The organism is Streptomyces sp. NBC_00045 (genome assembly GCF_045041095.1).
Lineage (GTDB): Bacteria > Actinomycetota > Actinomycetes > Streptomycetales > Streptomycetaceae > Streptomyces.
In genome coordinates this window covers 2,431,855-2,450,790 of record NZ_CP108271.1, presented here as the reverse complement: position 1 = coordinate 2,450,790, position 18,936 = coordinate 2,431,855, and the positions used below count along the sequence as shown (strand labels likewise).

21 protein-coding genes are annotated in these 18,936 nt (G+C 71.9%); 15 read left to right on the top strand and 6 right to left on the bottom strand.

Going from position 1 to position 18,936, the window contains the following annotated elements:
- Positions 1-33: 33 nt before the first annotated feature.
- The 6 genes from OHA65_RS11570 to OHA65_RS11545 all read left to right on the top strand — a co-directional run bounded on the left by OHA65_RS11570 (position 34) and on the right by OHA65_RS11545 (position 4,998).
- Positions 34-816: a metallophosphoesterase gene (locus OHA65_RS11570; RefSeq protein WP_327283043.1), complete on the top strand. Its 783-nt coding sequence runs from the start codon at positions 34-36 to the stop codon at positions 814-816.
- 79 nt (positions 817-895) lie between these two features.
- Complete coding sequence (locus tag OHA65_RS11565; protein ID WP_327283042.1) at positions 896-1,345, top strand: SRPBCC family protein; 450 nt, start codon at positions 896-898, stop codon at positions 1,343-1,345.
- A 75-nt stretch (positions 1,346-1,420) separates the two neighbouring features.
- A complete protein-coding gene (locus OHA65_RS11560; RefSeq protein ID WP_328762500.1) occupies positions 1,421-2,632 on the top strand; it encodes an ArsA-related P-loop ATPase in 1,212 nt (403 codons plus the stop codon).
- Positions 2,633-2,709: 77 nt separating this feature from the next.
- The gene (locus tag OHA65_RS11555) at positions 2,710-3,180 is read left to right on the top strand and encodes a DUF5304 domain-containing protein (RefSeq protein ID WP_327283040.1); all 471 of its coding nucleotides are present in this window, start codon (positions 2,710-2,712) and stop codon (positions 3,178-3,180) included.
- A gap of 61 nt (positions 3,181-3,241) precedes the next feature.
- Entirely contained in the window at positions 3,242-4,183 is a 942-nt protein-coding gene (locus tag OHA65_RS11550) for an ROK family glucokinase (protein ID WP_327283039.1), read from the top strand.
- Positions 4,184-4,254: 71 nt separating this feature from the next.
- Positions 4,255-4,998 (top strand): endonuclease/exonuclease/phosphatase family protein, encoded by a 744-nt coding sequence (locus tag OHA65_RS11545; RefSeq protein WP_405761816.1) that lies wholly within the window; start codon positions 4,255-4,257, stop codon positions 4,996-4,998.
- A 113-nt stretch (positions 4,999-5,111) separates the two neighbouring features.
- Here OHA65_RS11545 and OHA65_RS11540 read toward each other — a convergent pair whose 3' ends face one another.
- A complete protein-coding gene (locus OHA65_RS11540) occupies positions 5,112-5,762 on the bottom strand; it encodes a hypothetical protein (RefSeq protein WP_405761814.1) in 651 nt (216 codons plus the stop codon).
- Complete coding sequence (locus tag OHA65_RS11535; protein ID WP_328762498.1) at positions 5,755-6,534, bottom strand: alpha/beta fold hydrolase; 780 nt, start codon at positions 6,532-6,534, stop codon at positions 5,755-5,757. Before OHA65_RS11535 ends, OHA65_RS11540 begins: the two co-directional genes overlap by 8 nt.
- 160 nt (positions 6,535-6,694) lie before the next feature.
- Here OHA65_RS11535 and OHA65_RS11530 point away from each other — a divergent pair, with 160 nt between their 5' ends.
- The 6 genes from OHA65_RS11530 (at position 6,695) to OHA65_RS11505 (ending at position 12,045) form a co-directional block, all read left to right on the top strand.
- On the top strand, positions 6,695-7,414 hold the full coding sequence (locus tag OHA65_RS11530) for a lysophospholipid acyltransferase family protein (RefSeq protein ID WP_327285620.1): 720 nt from the start codon (positions 6,695-6,697) through the stop codon (positions 7,412-7,414).
- A gap of 41 nt (positions 7,415-7,455) precedes the next feature.
- A complete protein-coding gene (macS, locus tag OHA65_RS11525) occupies positions 7,456-8,667 on the top strand; it encodes a MacS family sensor histidine kinase (RefSeq protein WP_371646642.1) in 1,212 nt (403 codons plus the stop codon).
- A gap of 59 nt (positions 8,668-8,726) precedes the next feature.
- On the top strand, positions 8,727-9,371 hold the full coding sequence (locus OHA65_RS11520) for a response regulator transcription factor (RefSeq protein WP_327285619.1): 645 nt from the start codon (positions 8,727-8,729) through the stop codon (positions 9,369-9,371).
- A gap of 144 nt (positions 9,372-9,515) precedes the next feature.
- Complete coding sequence (locus OHA65_RS11515) at positions 9,516-10,544, top strand: 6-phosphofructokinase (protein WP_327285618.1); 1,029 nt, start codon at positions 9,516-9,518, stop codon at positions 10,542-10,544.
- A gap of 91 nt (positions 10,545-10,635) precedes the next feature.
- Positions 10,636-11,634 carry a 2-hydroxyacid dehydrogenase gene (locus OHA65_RS11510; RefSeq protein WP_327283034.1) on the top strand — a complete coding sequence of 333 codons (999 nt, stop codon included), beginning with the start codon at positions 10,636-10,638 and terminating at the stop codon, positions 11,632-11,634.
- Between the two features lie 69 nt (positions 11,635-11,703).
- On the top strand, positions 11,704-12,045 hold the full coding sequence (locus OHA65_RS11505; protein ID WP_328762496.1) for a hypothetical protein: 342 nt from the start codon (positions 11,704-11,706) through the stop codon (positions 12,043-12,045).
- Positions 12,046-12,158: 113 nt separating this feature from the next.
- Here the strand turns inward: OHA65_RS11505 and OHA65_RS11500 are convergent, their stop codons facing one another.
- Positions 12,159-14,045, bottom strand: a complete 1,887-nt coding sequence (locus OHA65_RS11500) for an anthranilate synthase family protein (protein WP_405755682.1) — start codon at positions 14,043-14,045, stop codon at positions 12,159-12,161.
- Positions 14,046-14,334: 289 nt separating this feature from the next.
- On the opposite strand from OHA65_RS11500, the gene OHA65_RS11495 reads away from it, so the two are divergent.
- Entirely contained in the window at positions 14,335-15,699 is a 1,365-nt protein-coding gene (locus tag OHA65_RS11495; RefSeq protein WP_371646636.1) for a class II 3-deoxy-7-phosphoheptulonate synthase, read from the top strand.
- A gap of 156 nt (positions 15,700-15,855) precedes the next feature.
- Complete coding sequence (locus OHA65_RS11490) at positions 15,856-16,095, top strand: (2Fe-2S)-binding protein (protein WP_328762495.1); 240 nt, start codon at positions 15,856-15,858, stop codon at positions 16,093-16,095.
- A gap of 50 nt (positions 16,096-16,145) precedes the next feature.
- Here the strand turns inward: OHA65_RS11490 and bfr are convergent, their stop codons facing one another.
- Complete coding sequence (bfr, locus tag OHA65_RS11485; RefSeq protein ID WP_327283029.1) at positions 16,146-16,625, bottom strand: bacterioferritin; 480 nt, start codon at positions 16,623-16,625, stop codon at positions 16,146-16,148.
- 201 nt (positions 16,626-16,826) lie between these two features.
- Between bfr and OHA65_RS11480 the strand changes: the two genes are divergently transcribed.
- Positions 16,827-17,459, top strand: coding sequence for a sulfite oxidase-like oxidoreductase (locus OHA65_RS11480; RefSeq protein ID WP_327283028.1), 633 nt, complete (start codon positions 16,827-16,829; stop codon positions 17,457-17,459).
- A 17-nt stretch (positions 17,460-17,476) separates the two neighbouring features.
- On the opposite strand, the gene OHA65_RS11475 is transcribed toward OHA65_RS11480, so the two are convergent.
- Both OHA65_RS11475 and OHA65_RS11470 read right to left on the bottom strand, forming a co-directional pair.
- Positions 17,477-17,989, bottom strand: coding sequence for a DUF4396 domain-containing protein (locus tag OHA65_RS11475; RefSeq protein ID WP_328762494.1), 513 nt, complete (start codon positions 17,987-17,989; stop codon positions 17,477-17,479).
- Between the two features lie 79 nt (positions 17,990-18,068).
- Positions 18,069-18,926: a deoxyribonuclease IV gene (locus OHA65_RS11470; protein ID WP_327283026.1), complete on the bottom strand. Its 858-nt coding sequence runs from the start codon at positions 18,924-18,926 to the stop codon at positions 18,069-18,071.
- Between the last annotated feature and the right edge of the window lie 10 nt (positions 18,927-18,936).

Below are 18,936 nucleotides of genomic sequence, written 5' to 3'. Positions count from 1 at the left end.
CCGCCGTTCCCGGGCCCCCCTAGGGTGGAGCGCATGGGTGGCAGGAAGAGCAGTACGCGGGTCCATGTCGTCAGCGACGTCCACGGCAATGCGGAGGCGCTCGCCCGGGCCGGGGACGGCGCCGACGCACTGATCTGCCTCGGCGACCTCGTGCTCTTCCTCGACTACGCCGACCACTCCCGCGGCATCTTCCCCGACCTGTTCGGCGTCGAGAACGCCGATCGGATCGTGGAGCTGCGCACCGCGCGGCGCTTCGACGAGGCCCGCGACTTCGGCCGGCGGCTGTGGGCCGGCCTGGACCGGGAACAACTGATCGAGGGCGCCGTGCGCCGCCAGTACGCCGAGATGTTCGCCGCGTTCCCGCACCCCACGTACGCCACCTACGGCAATGTCGACATCCCGGGTCTGTGGTCCGAGTACGCAGGCCCCGGCACCACCGTCCTCGACGGGCAGCGGGTGGAGATCGGCGGCCGCGTCTTCGGCTTCGTCGGCGGCGGACTGCCCTCCCCGATGCGCACCCCGTACGAGGTGGACGAGGAGGAGTACGCAGCCAAGGTCGAGGCGCTCGGCGAAGTGGACGTGCTGTGCTCGCACATCCCGCCTGAGGTGCCGGAGCTCTGCTACGACACGGTCGCGCGCCGCTTCGAGCGGGGCAGTGAGGCCCTGCTCGCGGCGATCCGGCGGACCCGCCCGCGGTACGCGCTGTTCGGGCACGTGCACCAGCCGCTCGCCCGGCGGATGAGGATCGGCGGCACGGAATGCGTGAACGTCGGGCACTTCGCCGCCACCGGAAGGCCCTGGGCCCTGGAGTGGTGACCTCCGCACGCACGGTAGCCTGCACGCGGCGGCCCTGGGCCGCACACTTCCTCGAACACTCCCTGGAGGGGCGACCGCCATGGCCGAACACACCAGCTCCTGCATCACGATCGAGGCGGCGCCGGCCGACGTGATGGCCGTGATCGCCGACTTCGCCCGCTACCCCGAGTGGACCGGCGAGGTGAAGGAGGCCGAGGTGCTCGCCACGGACGCCGAGGGCCGCGCGGAAAAGGTCCGGCTGCTGCTCGACGCGGGCGCGATCAAGGACGACCACACCCTCGCCTACAGCTGGAAGGGCGCGGACGAGGTCAGCTGGACCCTGGACAAGTCGCAGATGCTGCGCCAGCTCGACGGGTCCTACCGGCTCGCCCCCCTCGAAGGCGGCAAGCGCACCGAGGTCACCTACCAGCTGACCGTGGACGTCAAGATCCCGATGCTCGGCATGATCAAGCGCAAGGCCGAGAAGGTCATCATCGACCGCGCCCTGGCCGGCCTGAAGAAGCGCGTCGAATCCACCGAATCGGCCTGAGGCGCGGGGTCGGGGCACGACCCCGGGTCCGGACGGAGCCCGGCTCCGCCGGTGCGCACGAGGAGCACCTGCACCATGCACACACTGCTGATCACCGGCCCCGGCGGGGCCGGTCGGACCACCGTGGCCGCGGCCACGGCCCTCGCCGCCGCACGGACCGGGCAGCGCGTGCTGCTGCTCTCCGGAGACCCGGGCGACCCCCTGGCCGCACTGGTCGGAGAGCCCACCGGGCAACCCGTCCAGGTCGCGCCGGGACTGACCGCCGTACCCGCCGGCGGGGTCCTCGTGGCCCGCGTGGACTCCGGCGAGGAGTTCCGCGAGGAGCTCGTGGCCCTCCAGGAGCGCGGATCCGCCTTGCTCGGCATGGTCGGGGCCCGGCCGCTGGGGGGCGAGGAGCTCACCGAACTGCCCGGCGCCGAACAGTTCGCCCTGCTGCGCGCCCTGCGCCGGGCCGCCGGCGCACCCGGCGTCGACCTCGTCGTCGTCGACATGCCCCCGCTGCACCAGACCGTGGCCACCCTCGCCCTCCCCGCCCAGCTGCGCCGCTACCTGGCCCGGCTGCTCCCGGCCGAGCGGCAGGCGGCCCGCGCCCTGCGGCCCGTACTGGCCCAGCTGGCCGGCGTACCCATGCCCGCGCAGTGGCTGTACGAGGCCGCCGCGCGCTGGGACGAGGAGCTGGCTGCCGTCCAGGCCGTCGTGGAGTCCGCCGGCACCTCGCTCCGGCTGGTCGCCGAGCCGGGACCGGGCGCCGATGCCGCGCTGCGGACCGGACTGCTCGGCCTCGCCCTCGAACAGCTCCCGGTCGGCGGGATCGTCGCCAACCGGATGGTGCCGCAGGGCTCGCCCGACCCCTGGCTGGCCGGGCTCGCCGCCCAGCAGGAGAAGTACGCCGCCCAGTGGGCCGGCGACACGCCCGTGCTCGCGCTCGGCCACCTCGGGCGGGACCCCCTGGGACCCGATGACCTGACCCGGCTCCCCGGCGCGGAGGCGCTCGCTCCGGGGGTTCCCGCGCCGGCGTCCCCGGCCCGCCGGGCATGGCCGGTCGAGGACCGCCTCGCCGGCGACGGGGTACTCGTCTGGGTGGTGGCGCTGCCCGGCGCCCACAAGGGGGACCTCGACCTGGTGCGGCGCGGAGACGAGCTGCTGCTCGCGGCCGGCCCGTACCGCAGGATCGTTCCGCTGCCCTCGGCGCTGCGCCGCTGCACGGTGTCCGGAGCCGCCCTCGCCGACGGGGAGCTGCGCATCCGCTTCACCCCGGACCCGGACCTGTGGCCCCGCAGGCCCTGAACCGCGTACCCCCGTTCGGGTAACGTCGAAGGTAGTACGCACCCGCACGTCCAGCAGCTGCCGCAGGAGAGTCCGCCATGAGCGAGGCCACCGACCGTCCCACCGACGAAGACGCCTGGGCCAAGGCCTGTGCCGAGGACCTCGCCGCGGAGCAGGAACGCCGCAGGGCCCGGCAGGGCGGCGCCGACGCCGGGACCGGGACCGCCGCAGAGGAACTGTTCAAACTGTTCGAGGCCGTCGCCGACAAGGTCTCCGGGCTGAACAATCCGTTGCTCGGCGCCGCCGCCCAGGGCGCGGTACGCCAGTTCGTCAACCAGGCGAAGTCCGCCGCGAAGCCCGTCGTCGAGCGCAATCCCGAGGTCTTCGACCACCTCGCGGCCGCTGGATCCGAGCTGCTCGCCGCGTACCGCTCGGCCGTCGAGGGCCACGAGCGACGCTGGACCCGCGACGAACCCGCCCCGGGACCCTCGGACCGGCCCTCCGGCGATCATTCCGATCCGCGCGACGAGGGCGGTAGCGGCCCCGCGCAGCGGATCGATCTCGACTGAGACCCTGCTGCCCTCGGGTACCGTTGGCCGTGGCGGGGTTTGACCGGAAACCGAGGGACTAATGGGACTCACCATCGGCGTCGACATCGGCGGCACGAAGATCGCGGCCGGCGTGGTCGACGAAGAGGGCACCATCCTTGAGACGTACAAGGTGCCCACCCCGCCGACCGCGGACGGAGTGACGGACGCGATCTGCGCCGCAGTGTCCGAAGTCAGCAGCAGCCACACCATCGACGCCGTCGGCATCGGCGCCGCCGGATACGTGGACGACAAGCGCGCGACCGTGCTCTTCGCGCCGAACATCAACTGGCGGCACGAGCCGCTCAAGGACAAGGTCGAGCAGCGCATCGGTCTGCCGGTCGTCGTCGAGAACGACGCGAACTGCGCGGCCTGGGGCGAGTACCGCTTCGGCGCCGGCCAGGGCCACGAAGACGTCATCTGCATCACGCTCGGCACGGGCCTGGGCGGCGGCATCATCATCGGCAACAAGCTGCGCCGCGGACGCTTCGGCGTGGCCGCCGAGTTCGGCCACATCCGGGTCGTCCCGGACGGCCTGCTCTGCGGGTGCGGCAGCCAGGGCTGCTGGGAGCAGTACGCCTCCGGCCGCGCGCTCGTCCGGTACGCGAAGCAGCGCGCCAACGCCACCCCCGAGAACGCGGCGGTCCTCCTCTCGCTGGGCGACGGCACCCCCGACGGCATCGAGGGCAAGCACATCAGCGAGGCCGCGCGGGCCGGTGACCTGGTGGCCATCGACTCGTTCCGCGAACTGGCCCGCTGGGCCGGCGCCGGCCTGGCCGACCTGGCCTCGCTCTTCGACCCGTCGGCGTTCATCGTCGGCGGCGGGGTCTCCGACGAGGGCGACCTCGTCCTCGACCCGATCCGCAAGTCCTTCAAGCGCTGGCTGATCGGCGGCGCGTGGCGCCCGCACGCGCAGGTGCTCGCCGCACAGCTCGGCGGCAAGGCCGGACTCGTCGGCGCGGCGGACCTGGCCCGCCAGGGCTGACGCCGCCCGTTCACAGAACTGCCCGCCGCGCCCCCTGGGGCACGGCGGGCAGTCTGGTTATGTTGCCCTTCATGCTGCCGAACTCTGCGACGGAACCCGACGGCTCCGCGGTGATCCGCGCCCTCAGCTACAACATCCGCTCGATGCGGGACGACGAGGAGGCGCTGGTCAGGGTGATCCGCGCGTGCGCCCCCGACCTGGTCTTCGTCCAGGAGGCCCCGCGGTTCTTCCGCTGGCGCAAGCACGCGGCGCGGCTCGCCGCGAAGACGGACCTGGTGGTGCTGAGCGGGGGCGCCACCGCCGCGGGCCCGCTCCTCCTGTGCTCACTGCGGGCCTTCGTGGAACGGACCGAGGACGTACTGCTCCCGCTGACCCCGGGCCAGCACCGGCGGGGCTTCGCCACGGCGGTGGTCCGCTTCGGGGACGCGCGGGTGGGGGCCGTCAGCGCGCACCTGTCCCTGGACCGGGCGGAGCGGGCCGATCAGGCGGGACTGCTGGCGCAGCGGGCCGCATCACTGGGGGCGCCGCACGCGATCGTGGCGGCCGATGTGAACGAAACCCCCGGCGGGCCGGCTTTCGGGCGCCTCACCGAGAGCCTGCGGGACTGCTGGACGGTGTCCCCGTGGGGAGGCGAGCGCACCTTCCCGGCGGCGGCGCCGGACCGGCGGATCGACGCCGTCTTCGCCTCTCCGGGGGTGGAGGTCCTGGCCTGCGGGGTGCCCGATGGCCTGCCCGGGGTGTTCCCCAGGGACCTGCGTGCCGCCACCGACCACCTCCCGGTCCTGGCAACGCTCCGCCTGCCGGCCACTTCGTAACCCTGCGGCCAGTGGCCGCGCCGGACGGTTCGGGTGCGCGCACCGGGGTCCCGGCGCGCGGGCCGGGCCGGACCGGATCTTTCCCCCCGGACTCGGTCCGGGGGGAACGCCGGCTACACCACTGCGCCGCGGCCCGGGTCGTCGTCCTCGTCGTCGTCCTGAGACATCCGCGCCACCAGCGTCGCGAACCCGCCCAGGAAGCCGCCGATGCCCAGCGTCGTCAGCCACCAGGTCATGTCCCACTGCAACAGCACGGCAACGAGCAGCAGCACCGGCCCGCCCACCACCGCCAGCCACGCGAACTTCGCCGTCGCGTCCGCCTGCGGCAGCTCCGGCTCCGGGGGCACGAAGTGGCCCTCGTCCTTCTCGTCGGGCTCCTCCGGGGTGTGGTCCCGGGGCCCGGTCCCGGGACCGGGCCCCGGGACCACACCCGGGGCGAACACCACCGAGCTGCCCAGCGCGGGCGGCGCGGGCGGCTCGGCGGACGGCACCGCCGGGGATTCCGGGGACCCCTTGGATTCGGGGGACCCCTTGGGCTCCGGGGACCCCTTGGACTCCGGGGACCCCTTGGACTCCGGGGACCCCTTGGACTCCGGGGCCGGCTCCACGTCCTCCTCCGGCAGCATCAGGTTCTCGATCGGCCGGAACGGCCTGGCCCCCGGCGGATCCGGCGGCTCCTGCCCGTACCCGGCGACGATCGCCGCCCAGGCCGCCTCCTCGTCCAGCGGGGGGACACCCCCCGGGGACTCCTCGTGCTCAGCCACCGCTGGCCGCCCCCTCCCTGCCGACGCTCTCCGCGAGCCGCCCGACGAACGCATAGCTGTCCGCGAAGATCTGCTCCGCGTCATGGTCCAACGTCGCGACGTGGTAGCTCTGTTCCAGCAGCGTCTCGGTGACGTCCGTCGAGGAGATCCGCGCGAGGATCCGCGTCGAGTCGGCCGGCGACACGACGTGGTCCTGCCTGCTGTGCAGCAGCAGTACCGGCTGCGTCACCTGCGGCAGTTCGGTGTCGACCAGCTTCAGGAACTGCCGCAGCGAGGCCGCGGCCCGGGTCGGGACCCGGTCGTAGCCGATCTCGGCGACGCCCGGCTTGGCGATGTCGCTCGCGATGCCCGGCGTCGACCGCAGGAAGTGCTGCGCGACCGGAAGGGCGAAGGCCATCAGGTTGTCGACCTTGTTGACCGGGTTGACCAGGACGATGCCGCTGACGGCGTCCCCGTGCCGGGCGGCCAGGCGCAGGGTCAGCGCACCGCCCATCGACAGCCCGAAGACGAACACCCGCGTGCACTGCTCCAGCAGCTCCCGCAGCGCCCGGTCCACCTCGGCGTACCAGTCCTGCCAGCCGGTGAGCTGCATGTCCTGCCAGCGCGTGCCGTGCCCGGGCAGCAGCGGTACGGAGACCGTCAGACCCTGCGCGGCCAGGTACTCCGCCCACGGGCGCATGGACTGAGTGGTACTGGTGAAGCCGTGGCAGAGGAGGACGCCGACCTCTCCGCCCTCGTGGCGGAACGGCTCGGCTCCAGGGAGGACGGGCACCAGGGTCTCCTTCGACGGGTGGGGGGTGCGTAGCGCTGTGTGACTTCACCGTACGCGACAGGGGTGACACCGACCAGGGTCGTCGACCGCTCCGCACCGAGCCAGGGGTTAAGGTCTGTTCGACAGACACAGGAAGGCTTTCGAGTTGATCTACGGCGCAATGAAGTTCTCCATCGGGGGTTCCCTGAAGCTCGCCTTCAGGCCGTGGGTGGAGGGCCTCGAAAACATCCCCGCCGAGGGGCCGGCGATCCTCGCGAGCAACCACCTGTCGTTCTCCGACTCCTTCTTCCTACCGGCCGTGCTGGACCGGAAGGTCACCTTCATCGCCAAGGCGGAGTACTTCACCTCCCCGGGCGTCAAGGGCAAGCTGACGGCGGCCTTCTTCAAGGGCGTCGGCCAGCTTCCGGTGGACCGCTCCGGTGCGCGCGGTGCGGGCGAGGCCGCGATCAAGAGCGGCATCGACGTCATCGAGCGCGGGGAGCTGTTCGGTATCTACCCCGAGGGCACGCGTTCACCCGACGGTCGCCTCTACCGCGGCAAGCCCGGTGGTCTGGCCCGCGTGGCCCTGGCCACCGGTGCGCCGGTGATCCCCGTGGCGATGATCGACACGGAGAAGATCCAGCCGCCCGGCAAGGTCGTCCCGAAGCTGATGCGCCCGGGCATCCGGATCGGCAAGCCGCTGGACTTCAGTCGCTACCAGGGCATGGACAGCGACCGCTTCATCCTGCGCTCGGTGACCGACGAGGTCATGTACGAGATCATGAAGCTGTCCGGCCAGGAGTACGTGGACATCTACGCGACGGCCGCCAAGCGGCAGATCGCCGACGCGGAGAAGGCCGCCAAGGCAACCAAGGCCGACGAGGCCGGCAAGAGCGAGTAGTTCGCACGACACGGGCAGGTCCGCCCGCGGGGGTGGGGGAGTTGGCGAAACGCGAACGTGTCGTGCGCATGTCGGTCGAGCAGCCGTTGTGGCGCGCCCTGACCGGCTACCGGCTGCTGACCATGGTCTACGCGGTGCTGCTCTTCCTCTCCGCGTACGAGGAGTTCGACCACCCGGGCGCCGCGGCCGGCTACCTCGCCGGCCTCGCGCTGTGGACCCTGGTCACCTTCCGCAAGGTCGCGAACGCGGCCAGCTGCACCAAGCGCTTCCTGTGCGCGGACCTGACCGTCGCCCTGGCCGGCATCCTGCTCACCCCGTACGCGGACACCCACGAGCGGATCGCCGCGGGCGGGCCCACCCTCCCCAGCATCTGGACGGCGGGTTCCGTCCTGGCCTTCGCGATCAAGGGCGGCTGGCGCTGGGCCGGATTCGCCTCGACCTTCGTGGCCGCGGCCAACGTCCTCGTCCACGGGGGCGACCCCACCCGCGACACCCTGCACAACGTGCTGCTGGTCTGGGTCGCCTCGATCGCCATCGGGTACGTCGTCGAGGTCGCCCGGGCCAGTGAGGCCACCCTGGCCCGCGCCCTGGAGATCGAGGCCGCCACCCGCGAACGCGAGCGGCTGGCCCGCGACATCCACGACGGGGTCCTCCAGGTCCTCGCCATGGTCCAGCGGCGCGGCACCGAGCTGGGCGGCGAGGCCGCCGAGCTCGGCCGGATGGCCGGGGAGCAGGAGGTGGCGCTGCGCACCCTGGTCTCCAGCGGGCTGCTGCCCGCCTCCCGGGTCTCCCGCGACGAGTCGCTCGGCGCGCTGGTCGCCGCGTACGAGGTGGAGGAGCCCGGCGCCGACGGGGGCGAGTTGGATCTAAGGACCCTCCTCGCCCCGCACGCCGGATCCCGGGTCAGCTTCGCCGAGCCGGGCACCCCGGTGCTGCTGCCGGTGCCCGCGGCGAAGGAGCTGGCCGCCGCGGTCGGGGCCGCCCTCGACAACGTGCGCAGGCACGCCGGGGACGGGGCCCGGGCCTGGATCCTGGTCGAGGACTGGGGCGACGAAGTGATCGTGACCGTCCGCGACGACGGCCCGGGCATCCCGGCGGGCCGGCTCGACCAGGCCGAGGGCGAGGGCCGGATGGGGGTCGCCCTGTCCATCCGCGGCCGGTTGCGGGACCTCGGCGGCAGCGCCGAGCTGCTGTCCGTCCCCGGGCAGGGCACCGAAGTGGAACTGAAAGTACCGAGGGGGAGAACCCAGTGAGCCAGACCGACGGGGCCGGCGGGCCCGAAGCACCGAACGAGCTCGGCGCGATCAAGGTCATGGTCGTCGACGACCATCCGATGTGGCGGGACGCGGTCGCCCGCGACCTCGCCGCCGCGGGCTTCGACGTGGTCGCCACGGCCGGCGACGGCCCCGAGGCGGTCCGCCGGGCCGTGCCCGCCGCCCCCCACGTCCTGGTCCTGGACCTCAACCTGCCGGGCATGCCCGGCGTGCAGGTCTGCAAGGAGCTCGTCGGCGCCGACCCCGCGCTGCGCGTCCTGGTCCTGTCCGCCAGCGGCGAGCACGCCGACGTCCTGGAGGCGGTGAAGTCCGGCGCGACCGGCTACCTGCTGAAGTCCGCGGGCGCCCAGGAACTGATCGACGCGGTCCGCCGCACCGCGGCCGGCGACCCGGTGTTCACCCCGGGCCTGGCCGGGCTGGTCCTCGGCGAGTACCGGCGCCTCGCCACCGACCCGGCGCCCGCCGCCTCCGACGAGCCGAAGGCCCCCCAACTGACCGACCGGGAGACCGAGGTGCTGCGACTGGTGGCCAAGGGACTCTCGTACAAGCAGATCGCGGAGCGCCTCGTCATCTCGCACCGCACGGTGCAGAACCACGTGCAGAACACCCTGGGCAAGCTCCAGTTGCACAACCGGGTGGAGCTGGTCCGGTACGCGATAGAGCGCGGGCTCGACGACGCCTAGCGGGTGGCGCCGCCCGCACCCGTGTCCTCGTACGAGTGAACATGCGTGCGCAACAACCCGTGACTCCAACGGAATTGCCCCTCCAGGGCCCTTGTTGTGACCTGGGTCACCACTAGCGTGACCGTCATGGCGAAGGGAGATTCCATGAAGGTCGGAGTGCTCACGGGCGGCGGCGACTGCCCCGGTCTCAACGCGGTCATCCGGGCCGTCGTCCGCAAGGGCGTCCAGGAGTACGGGTGCGGGTTCATCGGATTCAAGGACGGCTGGCGCGGCGCCGTCGAGGGGGACACCGTCCCCCTCGGCATCTCCGCGGTGCGCGGCATCCTGCCGCGCGGCGGCACCATCCTCGGCTCCTCGCGGACCAACCCGCTCAAGCAGGAGAACGGGGTCCGGCGGATCAAGGAGAACCTCGCCAAGTACGAGGTCGACGCCCTCGTCGCGATCGGCGGCGAGGACACCCTGGGCGTGGCCGCCACGCTGTACGGGGAGTACGGCATCCCCTGCGTCGGCGTCCCGAAGACCATCGACAACGACCTGTCGGCCACCGACTACACCTTCGGCTTCGACACGGCGGTGGGCATCGCCACGGAGGCCATCGACCGGCTGCACACCACGGCCGAGTCGCACATGCGGGTGCTCGTCGTCGAGGTGATGGGCCGGCACGCCGGCTGGATCGCCCTGCACTCGGGGCTGGCGGGCGGCGCCAACGTCATCCTCATTCCGGAGCAGCGCTTCGACCTGGACCAGGTCTGCGCGTGGGTGACCTCCCGGTTCAAGGCGAGCTACGCGCCGATCGTGGTGATCGCGGAGGGGGCCGTGCCCAAGGACGGGGAGATGGTGCTGAAGGACGCCACCACCGACTCGTTCGGGCACGTGCGGCTGTCGGGCGTGGGGGAGTGGCTGGCCAAGGAGATCGAGGCGCGGACCGGCAAGGAGGCCCGGACCACGGTGCTCGGGCACATCCAGCGCGGCGGCACGCCGAGCGCCTTCGACCGGTGGCTGGCGACGCGGTTCGGGCTGCACGCGATCGACGCCGTGCACGAGGGCGACTTCGGGAAGATGGTCGCGCTGAAGGGGACGGACATCGTGCGGGTGCCGATCGCCGACGCGACGGCGAAGCTCAAGACCGTGGACCCGGCCCTCTACCAGGAGGTCGGCGTGTTCTTCGGCTGAGCCGGAGCGCGTGAACGGATCGTGGGTCGTACCGCGCCGTAAGGTGACGAACGACCCATGGTCCGATTCTTCACGCAGCACGGGAGCGAACGTGGAAATCCTGGCATTCGGGGTGCAGGACGACGAGAAGCCGCTGATCGAGAGCGCGTTCGCGGCCGCGGGGCAGCACGAGGCGCGCTGCCTGGAGGTCTTCCTCACCGAGGACACCGCCCCGATCGCGGCCGGGTACGAGGTCGTCTCGTCGAGCGTGAACGCCGACCTGGGCGGGCGGGTGCTGCGGACCCTGGCCGGCGGCGGAACGAAGATGATCGCCCAGCGCTCCACCGGCTTCAACAACATCGACCTGGACGTGGCCCGGCAGCTCGGCATGACGGTGAGCCGGGTGTCGTACTACTCCCCGTACTCCGTGGCCGAGTTCGCCTGGACCCTGGCCATGACCGTGAACCGGCGGATCGTCCGCGCCTCGAACCGGACACGGGACTTCGACTTCCGGCTGAACGGGCTGATGGGCCGCGACATGCACGGCCGCACCGCGGGCGTCCTCGGCACCGGCAAGATCGGCGAGGCGTTCACCCGCATCGCGCACGGCTTCGGCATGAACCTGCTGGGCTGGGACGTCGTGCAGAACCCGGCGTGCGTCGAGCTGGGCATGAAGTACGTGGACAAGGACGAGCTGCTCGCCTCCGCGGACCTGATCAGCCTGCACGTACCGCTGTTGGAGTCGACGCACCACGTCATCGACGCGGCCGCGCTGCGGACGATGAAGGACGACGCCATCCTGGTGAACTCCAGCCGCGGCGGTCTGATCGACACGCAGGCCCTGGTGTCGGAGCTGCGGGCCGGGCGCTTCGAGGGGGTCGGACTGGACGTGTACGAGGCGGAGGCGGGCGTCTTCTTCCTGGACAAGTCCTTGGAGGCCGTGGAGGACGACACCCTGGCGCGCCTGATCACCTTCCCGAACGTGGTGGTCACCTCGCACCAGGGGTACTACACGCACGACGCGGTGGGCCAGATCGTCGACGCCACGGTCCGCAACGTGGCCGACTACCTGGCCGGCCGCCGCTCCGAGAACACCCTGTGTCCCTCGTGACGCGAGTTCGGCCGGAGTTCAGGTGTGCTTCATCCGTGCCGCGCGGGTCCGGCGGCTAGGTTCAGTCGCGTGAACATACCCGTGGTGGCCCGCTGGGCGCTGCTCGCCCTCGCCCTCCTGCAGTTCCTCCTCGCCGTCCGCGCGCTGCGCCGGGCGCTGCGGGCCCGTCCGGGGCAGCGGACCGGGCCGTCGCTGGACGCCGCCGACCACGGGATCGGCGCGGTGCTGGCCACAGCCCTCGCCTATCCCCACGGGACCCTCGCCTTCTGCACCATGCTCCTGCTCGGGCCGGTCATCGTCTGGAAGGGCGTACGCGACGTCCGGGCCCGCCGCGAGGCCAAGGCCGCAACCGGAGCGACCGGTCCCGCCGACGGCGACTGCGGCACGGCGGCGGGCCGGCCGGGCGTGTGAGCCGTGGCCGCACCCGTGCGGGGGTCGCCGTCCCGGTGCGGCGGCCCGGTGCGGCGGCCCGGGACGGCGGACCGGGGCGCACCGGCCGGGGCCGGGCCGACGGGGCCGGTCGGCTAGACCGTGGCGGCCGTCACTGCGGCCAGCAGCTCGCGCAGCAGGTCCGCGCCGCGGAGGGTGAGCACCGACTCCGGGTGGAACTGGACTCCCGCGAAGCCGCCGGCGGCCGAGCGCAGGGCGTGCACCTCGGCCGTCACCGGGTGCCGGGAGACCTCCACGCCCGACACGGCCAGCCGGCCGGCGAGCTCGTCGGGGCAGTGCGCCGTGTACGTGTTGTAGAAGCCCACCACCTCCTCCTCGCCGAAGAAGTCGATCCGGGTCTGCGCCCCCTGCGCCGGCTCCGCCTTGCGGATCAGAGGCAGGCCCAGCTCGGCCGCCAACAGCTCGTGCCCGAGGCAGACGCCCAGGAGCCCGGACCGGTGACCCGCCAGGAGCTCCGCCGTGAGCCCGCGCAGCATCTGCATCTTCGGGTCGGCGGCGTCCGCAGGGTTGCCCGGTCCCGGTCCCAGGACCACCGGGCCCGTCCAGGACAGGGCCGCCGCCCGCAGTCCGGGATCGTCGTAGCGGCGTACCGTCACCTCCAGCCCCGACACCCGCAGCACATGGGCCAGCATCGCCGTGAAGGTGTCCTCGCCGTCCACCACCAGGGCGTGGCCGCTCTCCGCGGCCGGCCGCTCCTGCATCCGGAGCCAGAACGGCGCCAGGTCCTGGCGGCGCGCCGCCAGGGCCGCCTGGACCCGCGGGTCGCCGGCCAGGCCCGGCGCGGCGGACCCGGCCCGCGGGGCCGCCGGGCGGACCCCGAGCGCCGCCAGCACCCCGGCCGCCTTCGCGTGGGTCTCCGCGACCTCGCCCGCCGGGTCCGAGTGGCGGACCAGCGTGGCGCCCACCGGCACCCGCAGCGCGCCGTCCGCCGCGATGTCCGCGGTCCGGATCAGGATCGGGGAGTCCAGCGTCTGCGTCCCGGCCCCGTCGACGCCCAGCAGCGCCAGCGCGCCCGCGTAGTAACCGCGCCCGCCGGCCTCGTACCGCTCGATCACCCGGCAGGCGTTCTGTACGGGAGAGCCGGTCACCGTCGCCGCGAACATGGTTTCGCGCAGCACCTCCCGCACGTCCAGCGAGGACCGGCCGCGCAGCTCGTACTCGGTGTGCGCGAGGTGTGCCATCTCCTTGAGCCGCGGCCCGACGACGACCCCGCCGCGGTCGCCGACCGTGCACATCATCTTCAGCTCCTCGTCGACCACCATCGACAGCTCCTCGGTCTCCTTGCGGTCGTCGAGGAAGGCGAGGAGGGACTCGGCGGTCGGGCCGCCGGCCGGATAGCGGTGCGTCCCGCTGATGGGGTTCATCACGACCGTGCCGCCGGACATCCGCACGTGGACCTCGGGGCTGGCCCCGACCAGCGTGCGCTCCCCCGTGTGCACGACGTACGTCCAGTACGCGCCGCGCTCGCCCAGCAGCAGCCTCCGGAACAGCGCGAGCGCGTCGGCCCGCCCGAAGCCGTCGATCCGGCCCCGGTACGTGCGCCGGATGACGAAGTTCGCGCCCTCGCCGCGGCCGATCTCGTCCCGGATCACCCGCTCGACGGTGGCCGCGTACTCCTCGTCGGGCACGTCGAAGCCGCCGCCCGCGACGTGCACCGGGTGGTCCGGCAGCGCGGCCAGCGCCTCCGCGAGGGGGACCTCGTACGCCTCCTCGGCGGCCAACACGGTCAGCGGCGTGCCGTCGTCGCGCACGTCGAACCCGCGCTCCCGGATCTGGCGGAACGGGACGAGGGCGAGTGTGGGCAGCTCCCGTACGGGCAGCTCGGCGAGGAGCCCGGCCTCGTGGACCGCGCCGATCAGCACCTCGACGGTGTCGTGGTCGCGGCCGGGGGTCCGGCGGCGCAGCAGGGCGAACGGCGGGCAGGAGTCGTCGAGCAGTTCGAGCAGGCGGCTGGGTTCCATGGGGCGGCGTCCTTCTCCGTCGGTGAGGTGAAGAGGAGCGGCCGGGCCCGGAAAACACCGAAGGCCGCCCCTCGGGCGGCCTTCGCGTCGTGCGTGTCAGTGGGTACGCGCGAGAAGTGGGCCGCCGGAAGCGGGCCACCACCAGTTCTGGTTCGAGTGCGCGTACATGCTGGCGACCATAGCCCACCCGCAGCCGCGGCCGCAGCCCCCGCACCGCCACAGGAGTCCCGCAGAGACACCCGTCTCACGGAGTGGGCACCGGGCTGGACGTGGCGCAAGACGCCGTAATGTGTACGAGGTGACCGTGAACGCTGAAACCCAAGCCCCCGTCGCCAAGGCGACATGGCGAGACCTTCCCGCGGCGCAGCAGCCTTCGTACCCCGATGCCGAGGCACTGCGCGCTGTCGTCGCGGACCTCGAATCGTATCCTCCGCTTGTTTTCGCGGGTGAGTGCGACCAGCTGCGCGCCCGCCTGGGAGCCGTCGCCAAGGGCGAGGCGTTCCTGCTGCAGGGCGGCGACTGTGCCGAGGCCTTCGACGCCGTGTCCGCCGACCACATCCGCGCCAAGCTGAAGACGCTGCTCCAGATGAGCGCCGTCCTGACGTACGCGGCCTCCGTGCCCGTCGTCAAGGTCGGCCGGATCGCCGGCCAGTACTCCAAGCCGCGCTCGAAGGACACCGAGACCCGCGACGGCGTCACCCTGCCGACCTACCGCGGCGACTCCGTCAACGGCTTCGCCTTCACCGAAGAGGCCCGGATCCCGGACCCCGAGCGGCTGAAGCGGATGTACCACGCGTCCGCGTCGACGCTGAACCTGGTGCGCGCCTTCACCACCGGTGGCTACGCGGACCTGCGCCAGGTGCACGCCTGGAACCAGGACTTCGTGAAGTCCTCCCCGTCCGGGCAGCGCTACGAGCAGCTCGCGCGGGAGATCGACAACGCGCTGAACTTCATGAAGGCCTGCGGCACCGACCCGGCCGAGTTCAAGGCCGTCGAGTTCTACGCTTCCCACGAGGCGCTGCTGCTCGCCTACGAGGGCGCGCTCACCCGTACGGACTCCCGCACCGGGAAGCTGTACGACACCTCCGGCCACATGGTCTGGATCGGCGAGCGCACCCGCCAGCTGGACCACGCGCACATCGAGTTCTGCTCGCAGATCGCCAACCCGATCGGCATCAAGCTCGGCCCGACCACCACGGTGGACGAGGCGCTGACCTACATCGACCGCCTGGACCCCGAGCGCGAGCCGGGCCGGCTGACCTTCGTCGTCCGCATGGGCGCCGACAAGGTCCGCGACAAGCTCCCCGAGCTCGTCGAGAAGGTCACGGCCTCGGGCGCGACCGTCGCCTGGGTCACCGACCCGATGCACGGCAACACCTTCGAGGCGGCCTCCGGCCACAAGACGCGCCGTTTCGACGACGTGCTCGACGAGGTCAAGGGCTTCTTCGAGGTCCACAAGGCCCTGGGTACCCACCCGGGCGGCATCCACGTCGAGCTCACCGGTGACGACGTCACCGAGTGCGTGGGCGGCGGCGACGAGATCTTCGTCGACGACCTGCACCAGCGCTACGAGACGGCCTGCGACCCGCGGCTCAACCGCAGCCAGTCCCTGGACCTGGCCTTCCTGGTCGCGGAAATGTACCGCGATCAGTAAGTGGCTTCGTACGACGGTGGGGCACGGATCGATGTGATCCGTGCCCCACCGTCGTTCTCAGGGCTTTTGGGCGAGCCTCGCTTTGGGTACGGTTAGGTAAGCCTCACCGAATAGGGGATGGCTACAGAGACCGTTCCTGCCAGGGAGGTGAACCGCGTGTACGTCTGCTCTTGCTTCGGGATCACCGACAAGCAGGTCAAGGACCACGCGGCTGCCGGGGCCTGCACCCCCCGCCAGATCGCCTCGGTCACCAAGGCCGGCACGGACTGCGGATCCTGCGTGCGCACCATCCAGGGCCTCCTGGGCCGCGGGGCCTGCCCGCGCCGGGAACTCCTGGAGAAGGGCAATGCGGCCGCCGTGCTCGCCGCCGACCCGGAGCTCGCGGAAGCCGCGTAGGGCTCAGGCGCAGGACCCGCGCACAAGGTCCGCGCGCAGCCCCCCGGTACTCAGCCCTCCGGCTGCTCGATCAGCTGCGCGATGTAGAGCGGCTCCCCGATGCTCTCGATGAGCTCCAGCTGGGTGTCGAGGTAGTCGATGTGGTGCTCCTCGTCCGCCAGGATGTCCTCGAAGAGGCGCGCCGAGGTCACGTCGCCCTTGCCGCGCATCACCTCGATCCCGCGCTTGAGGCGGTCGATCGCCTCGACCTCGACCTGCCGGTCCGCCTGGAACATCTCCGTCAGGGTCTGGCCCACCCGTACGTGGAAGAGCCGCTGGTAGTTCGGAAGCCCGTCCAGCATGAGGATGCGCTCGGTGAGCTTGTCCGCGTGCTTCATCTCGTCGATGGACTCGGCACGGGTGTAGTTCGCGAGCTTGGTCCAACCCTTGTTGTCCTGGATCCGGTAGTGGAGCCAGTACTGGTTGATCGCCGTGAGCTCGCCGGTCAACTGCTCGTTCAGAAACTCAAGGACCTCGGGGTCGCCCTGCATCGCAGAGGCTCCTTCCAGGCAGTGTCAGCTGTGTGACGGGGCTGGGGCACCGCCCCAGCCGCGGCTGGGGGAGTGCGCGCATCCTCGCACCGCCGCAGGGGGTCGTCCAGTAAGTACCTCCTTAGTGCGAGTTGGCGTGACTTGCCCTCATAGGGTCGTAGCTGGTCGTGACCACCCTGCTGCGTCTGTCACCATGGAGTCATGGGTCAGCCGGAAAGCCGGGAATCTCCGGGAGCAGAACAGCCGGAGCTTCCACCGGGGCAGCGGTTGCAGCGCGGTTGGCCGGTCACCCACTACGGCCCGGTCCCCAAGTTCAAGCCGGACCGCTGGGAGTTCCGCGTCTTCGGTGCCACCGCCGACGGCGAGAAGCACTGCTGGAACCACGAGGAGTTCACGGCCCTGCCGTTCGAAACGGTCGTGGCCGACCTGCACTGCGTGACGAAGTTCAGCATGCCGGGCGCCGAGTGGGGCGGGGTCCTCGCCCGCGAAATCCTCGCCCTGGCGCCGCCGTCGCCGCAGGTCACGCATGTGATGGTGTGGGCCGAGTACGGCTTCAGCTCCAATCTGCGGCTGGCCGACTTCGCCTCCGAGCGGACCGTCTTCGCCACCCACGAGGGCGGTGAACTGCTCACTGCGGAGCACGGCTTCCCGGTGCGGCTCGTGGTTCCGCACCTGTACGCCTGGAAGGGCCCCAAGTGGGTCCGCGGCATCGAGTACATGACCGCCGACCGCCGCGGCTTCTGGGAGGAGCGGGGCTACCACAACATCGGCGACCCCTGGCGTGAGCAGCGCTACTCGTACCAGGAGGAGCCGGGGGACGGCCCCGAGCTGTAGCCGGCCGGGCCCGCCCGTCAGTGGTGGTAGCGGTGGACGACCGCGTGCCCCTTGCCGCGGCCGATCAGCCACTTGTTGACCGGGGTCGTGACGAGGAAGGCGAGCGCGAGCGAGACCGCCAGCGCGATCCAGAACAGCGCCTGCGAGAGGTGTGCGTCCATCGCTCCGGGCCACACCGCGATCACGCCGTTGTCGATCAGTTCCATGACGGCGATCGAAAGCGTGTCCGCCGCCAAGGCCACCCGGAAGGCCGTACGCAGGTCCACGCCCGCGGCGAGGATCCCGCGCAAGGTGAGCGCGTAGCCGAAGAAGAACGCGAGGGCGATCGCCAGGATCGTCGTCGGAACGTTTCCCCAGTCGAGCGCCGTGCCGACGACCATGCCGAGCACCTCGCCCACGGCGCATCCGGTGAGGCAGTGGAGGGTGGCCTTGGCGGCCGTGGCCCAGCTCGCCCGGCCGGCGTCGTGGTGCCCGTGGTGCGCATGCTCTGCGTGTGAGTGTTCCGCCTGCGTGTGGTGTGCGTGTTCCATCGTGACCCCCTGGGGACGCCTGAAAACGGTCCTGCGTACGAGCACAACCGCATACCCCCCAGGGGTATTCCTCAACGGGTCAGTGGAGTTCGCGCAGCTCCTTCAGCAGGGCCACGTCCGCCGCGTGCCCCTCCTTGCCGCCCGGCGTCTCGATGATCAGAGGGACACCTTCCATCGCGGGGTGCGCGAACAGCTCGCCGAAGGCGTCCCGGCCGATGTGACCCTGGCCGATGTTGGCGTGGCGGTCCTTGTGGGCGCCCACGCCCTCCTTCGAGTCGTTGGCGTGGATCAGCTTCAGTCGCCCCTCGCCCACCGTGTCCACCAGCAGGTCCAGCGTCTGCTTGGCCCCGCCCGGCTCCGCCAGATCGTGCCCCGCCGCGAAGATGTGGCAGGTGTCCAGGCAGATCCCGAGCTTCGGATGGTGGTCGAGCGCCTCGAAGTACGGGCCGAAGTCCCACGTCCGGGAGCACAGCGAGGAGCCCTGCCCGGCCGTGGACTCCAGCAGCAGGAACGGGTCATCGTCGTGCACCAGCTCGTCCAGCAGCGGCAGCATGTACTCCCTGACCTGCGCATACGCCGCCTCGCGCGGGCGTCCTCCGGTCGCTGAGCCGGTGTGCACCACCACCCCGAGCGCGCCGATCTCCCGCCCGCGGCGCAGCGAGTGCCGCAGCGACTCCACCGACTTCTCCACGGTCGCCTCGGTGTGCGAGCCGAAGTTGATCAGGTACGGGGCGTGCACGTACGCCGGGATCGACCCGGCCTCGCACCCCGCACGGAACAGCTCGTCCTGCGCCGGGTTCCCGACCGGGGTCGCCCAGCCGCGCGGATTGGCCACGAAGACCTGGACGGCCTCCGCACCCATCTCCCGCGCGTACGCCAGCCCCACCGAAGCGAGCCCGCCGGCGACGGGGACGTGCCCGCCCACGGGATTGCGCATCACCTGGTCC

Coding starts and splice junctions, on each gene's coding strand:
- OHA65_RS11570 (WP_327283043.1), top strand. CDS start 34: ATGGGTGGCAGGAAGAGCAGTACGCGGGTCCATGTCGTCAGCGACGTC.
- OHA65_RS11565 (WP_327283042.1), top strand. CDS start 896: ATGGCCGAACACACCAGCTCCTGCATCACGATCGAGGCGGCGCCGGCC.
- OHA65_RS11560 (WP_328762500.1), top strand. CDS start 1,421: ATGCACACACTGCTGATCACCGGCCCCGGCGGGGCCGGTCGGACCACC.
- OHA65_RS11555 (WP_327283040.1), top strand. CDS start 2,710: ATGAGCGAGGCCACCGACCGTCCCACCGACGAAGACGCCTGGGCCAAG.
- OHA65_RS11550 (WP_327283039.1), top strand. CDS start 3,242: ATGGGACTCACCATCGGCGTCGACATCGGCGGCACGAAGATCGCGGCC.
- OHA65_RS11545 (WP_405761816.1), top strand. CDS start 4,255: ATGCTGCCGAACTCTGCGACGGAACCCGACGGCTCCGCGGTGATCCGC.
- OHA65_RS11530 (WP_327285620.1), top strand. CDS start 6,695: ATGAAGTTCTCCATCGGGGGTTCCCTGAAGCTCGCCTTCAGGCCGTGG.
- OHA65_RS11520 (WP_327285619.1), top strand. CDS start 8,727: ATGGTCGTCGACGACCATCCGATGTGGCGGGACGCGGTCGCCCGCGAC.
- OHA65_RS11515 (WP_327285618.1), top strand. CDS start 9,516: ATGAAGGTCGGAGTGCTCACGGGCGGCGGCGACTGCCCCGGTCTCAAC.
- OHA65_RS11500 (WP_405755682.1), bottom strand. CDS start 14,045: ATGGAACCCAGCCGCCTGCTCGAACTGCTCGACGACTCCTGCCCGCCG.
- bfr (WP_327283029.1), bottom strand. CDS start 16,625: ATGCAGGGCGACCCCGAGGTCCTTGAGTTTCTGAACGAGCAGTTGACC.
- OHA65_RS11480 (WP_327283028.1), top strand. CDS start 16,827: ATGGGTCAGCCGGAAAGCCGGGAATCTCCGGGAGCAGAACAGCCGGAG.
- OHA65_RS11475 (WP_328762494.1), bottom strand. CDS start 17,989: ATGGAACACGCACACCACACGCAGGCGGAACACTCACACGCAGAGCAT.
- OHA65_RS11470 (WP_327283026.1), bottom strand. CDS start 18,926: ATGCGCAATCCCGTGGGCGGGCACGTCCCCGTCGCCGGCGGGCTCGCT.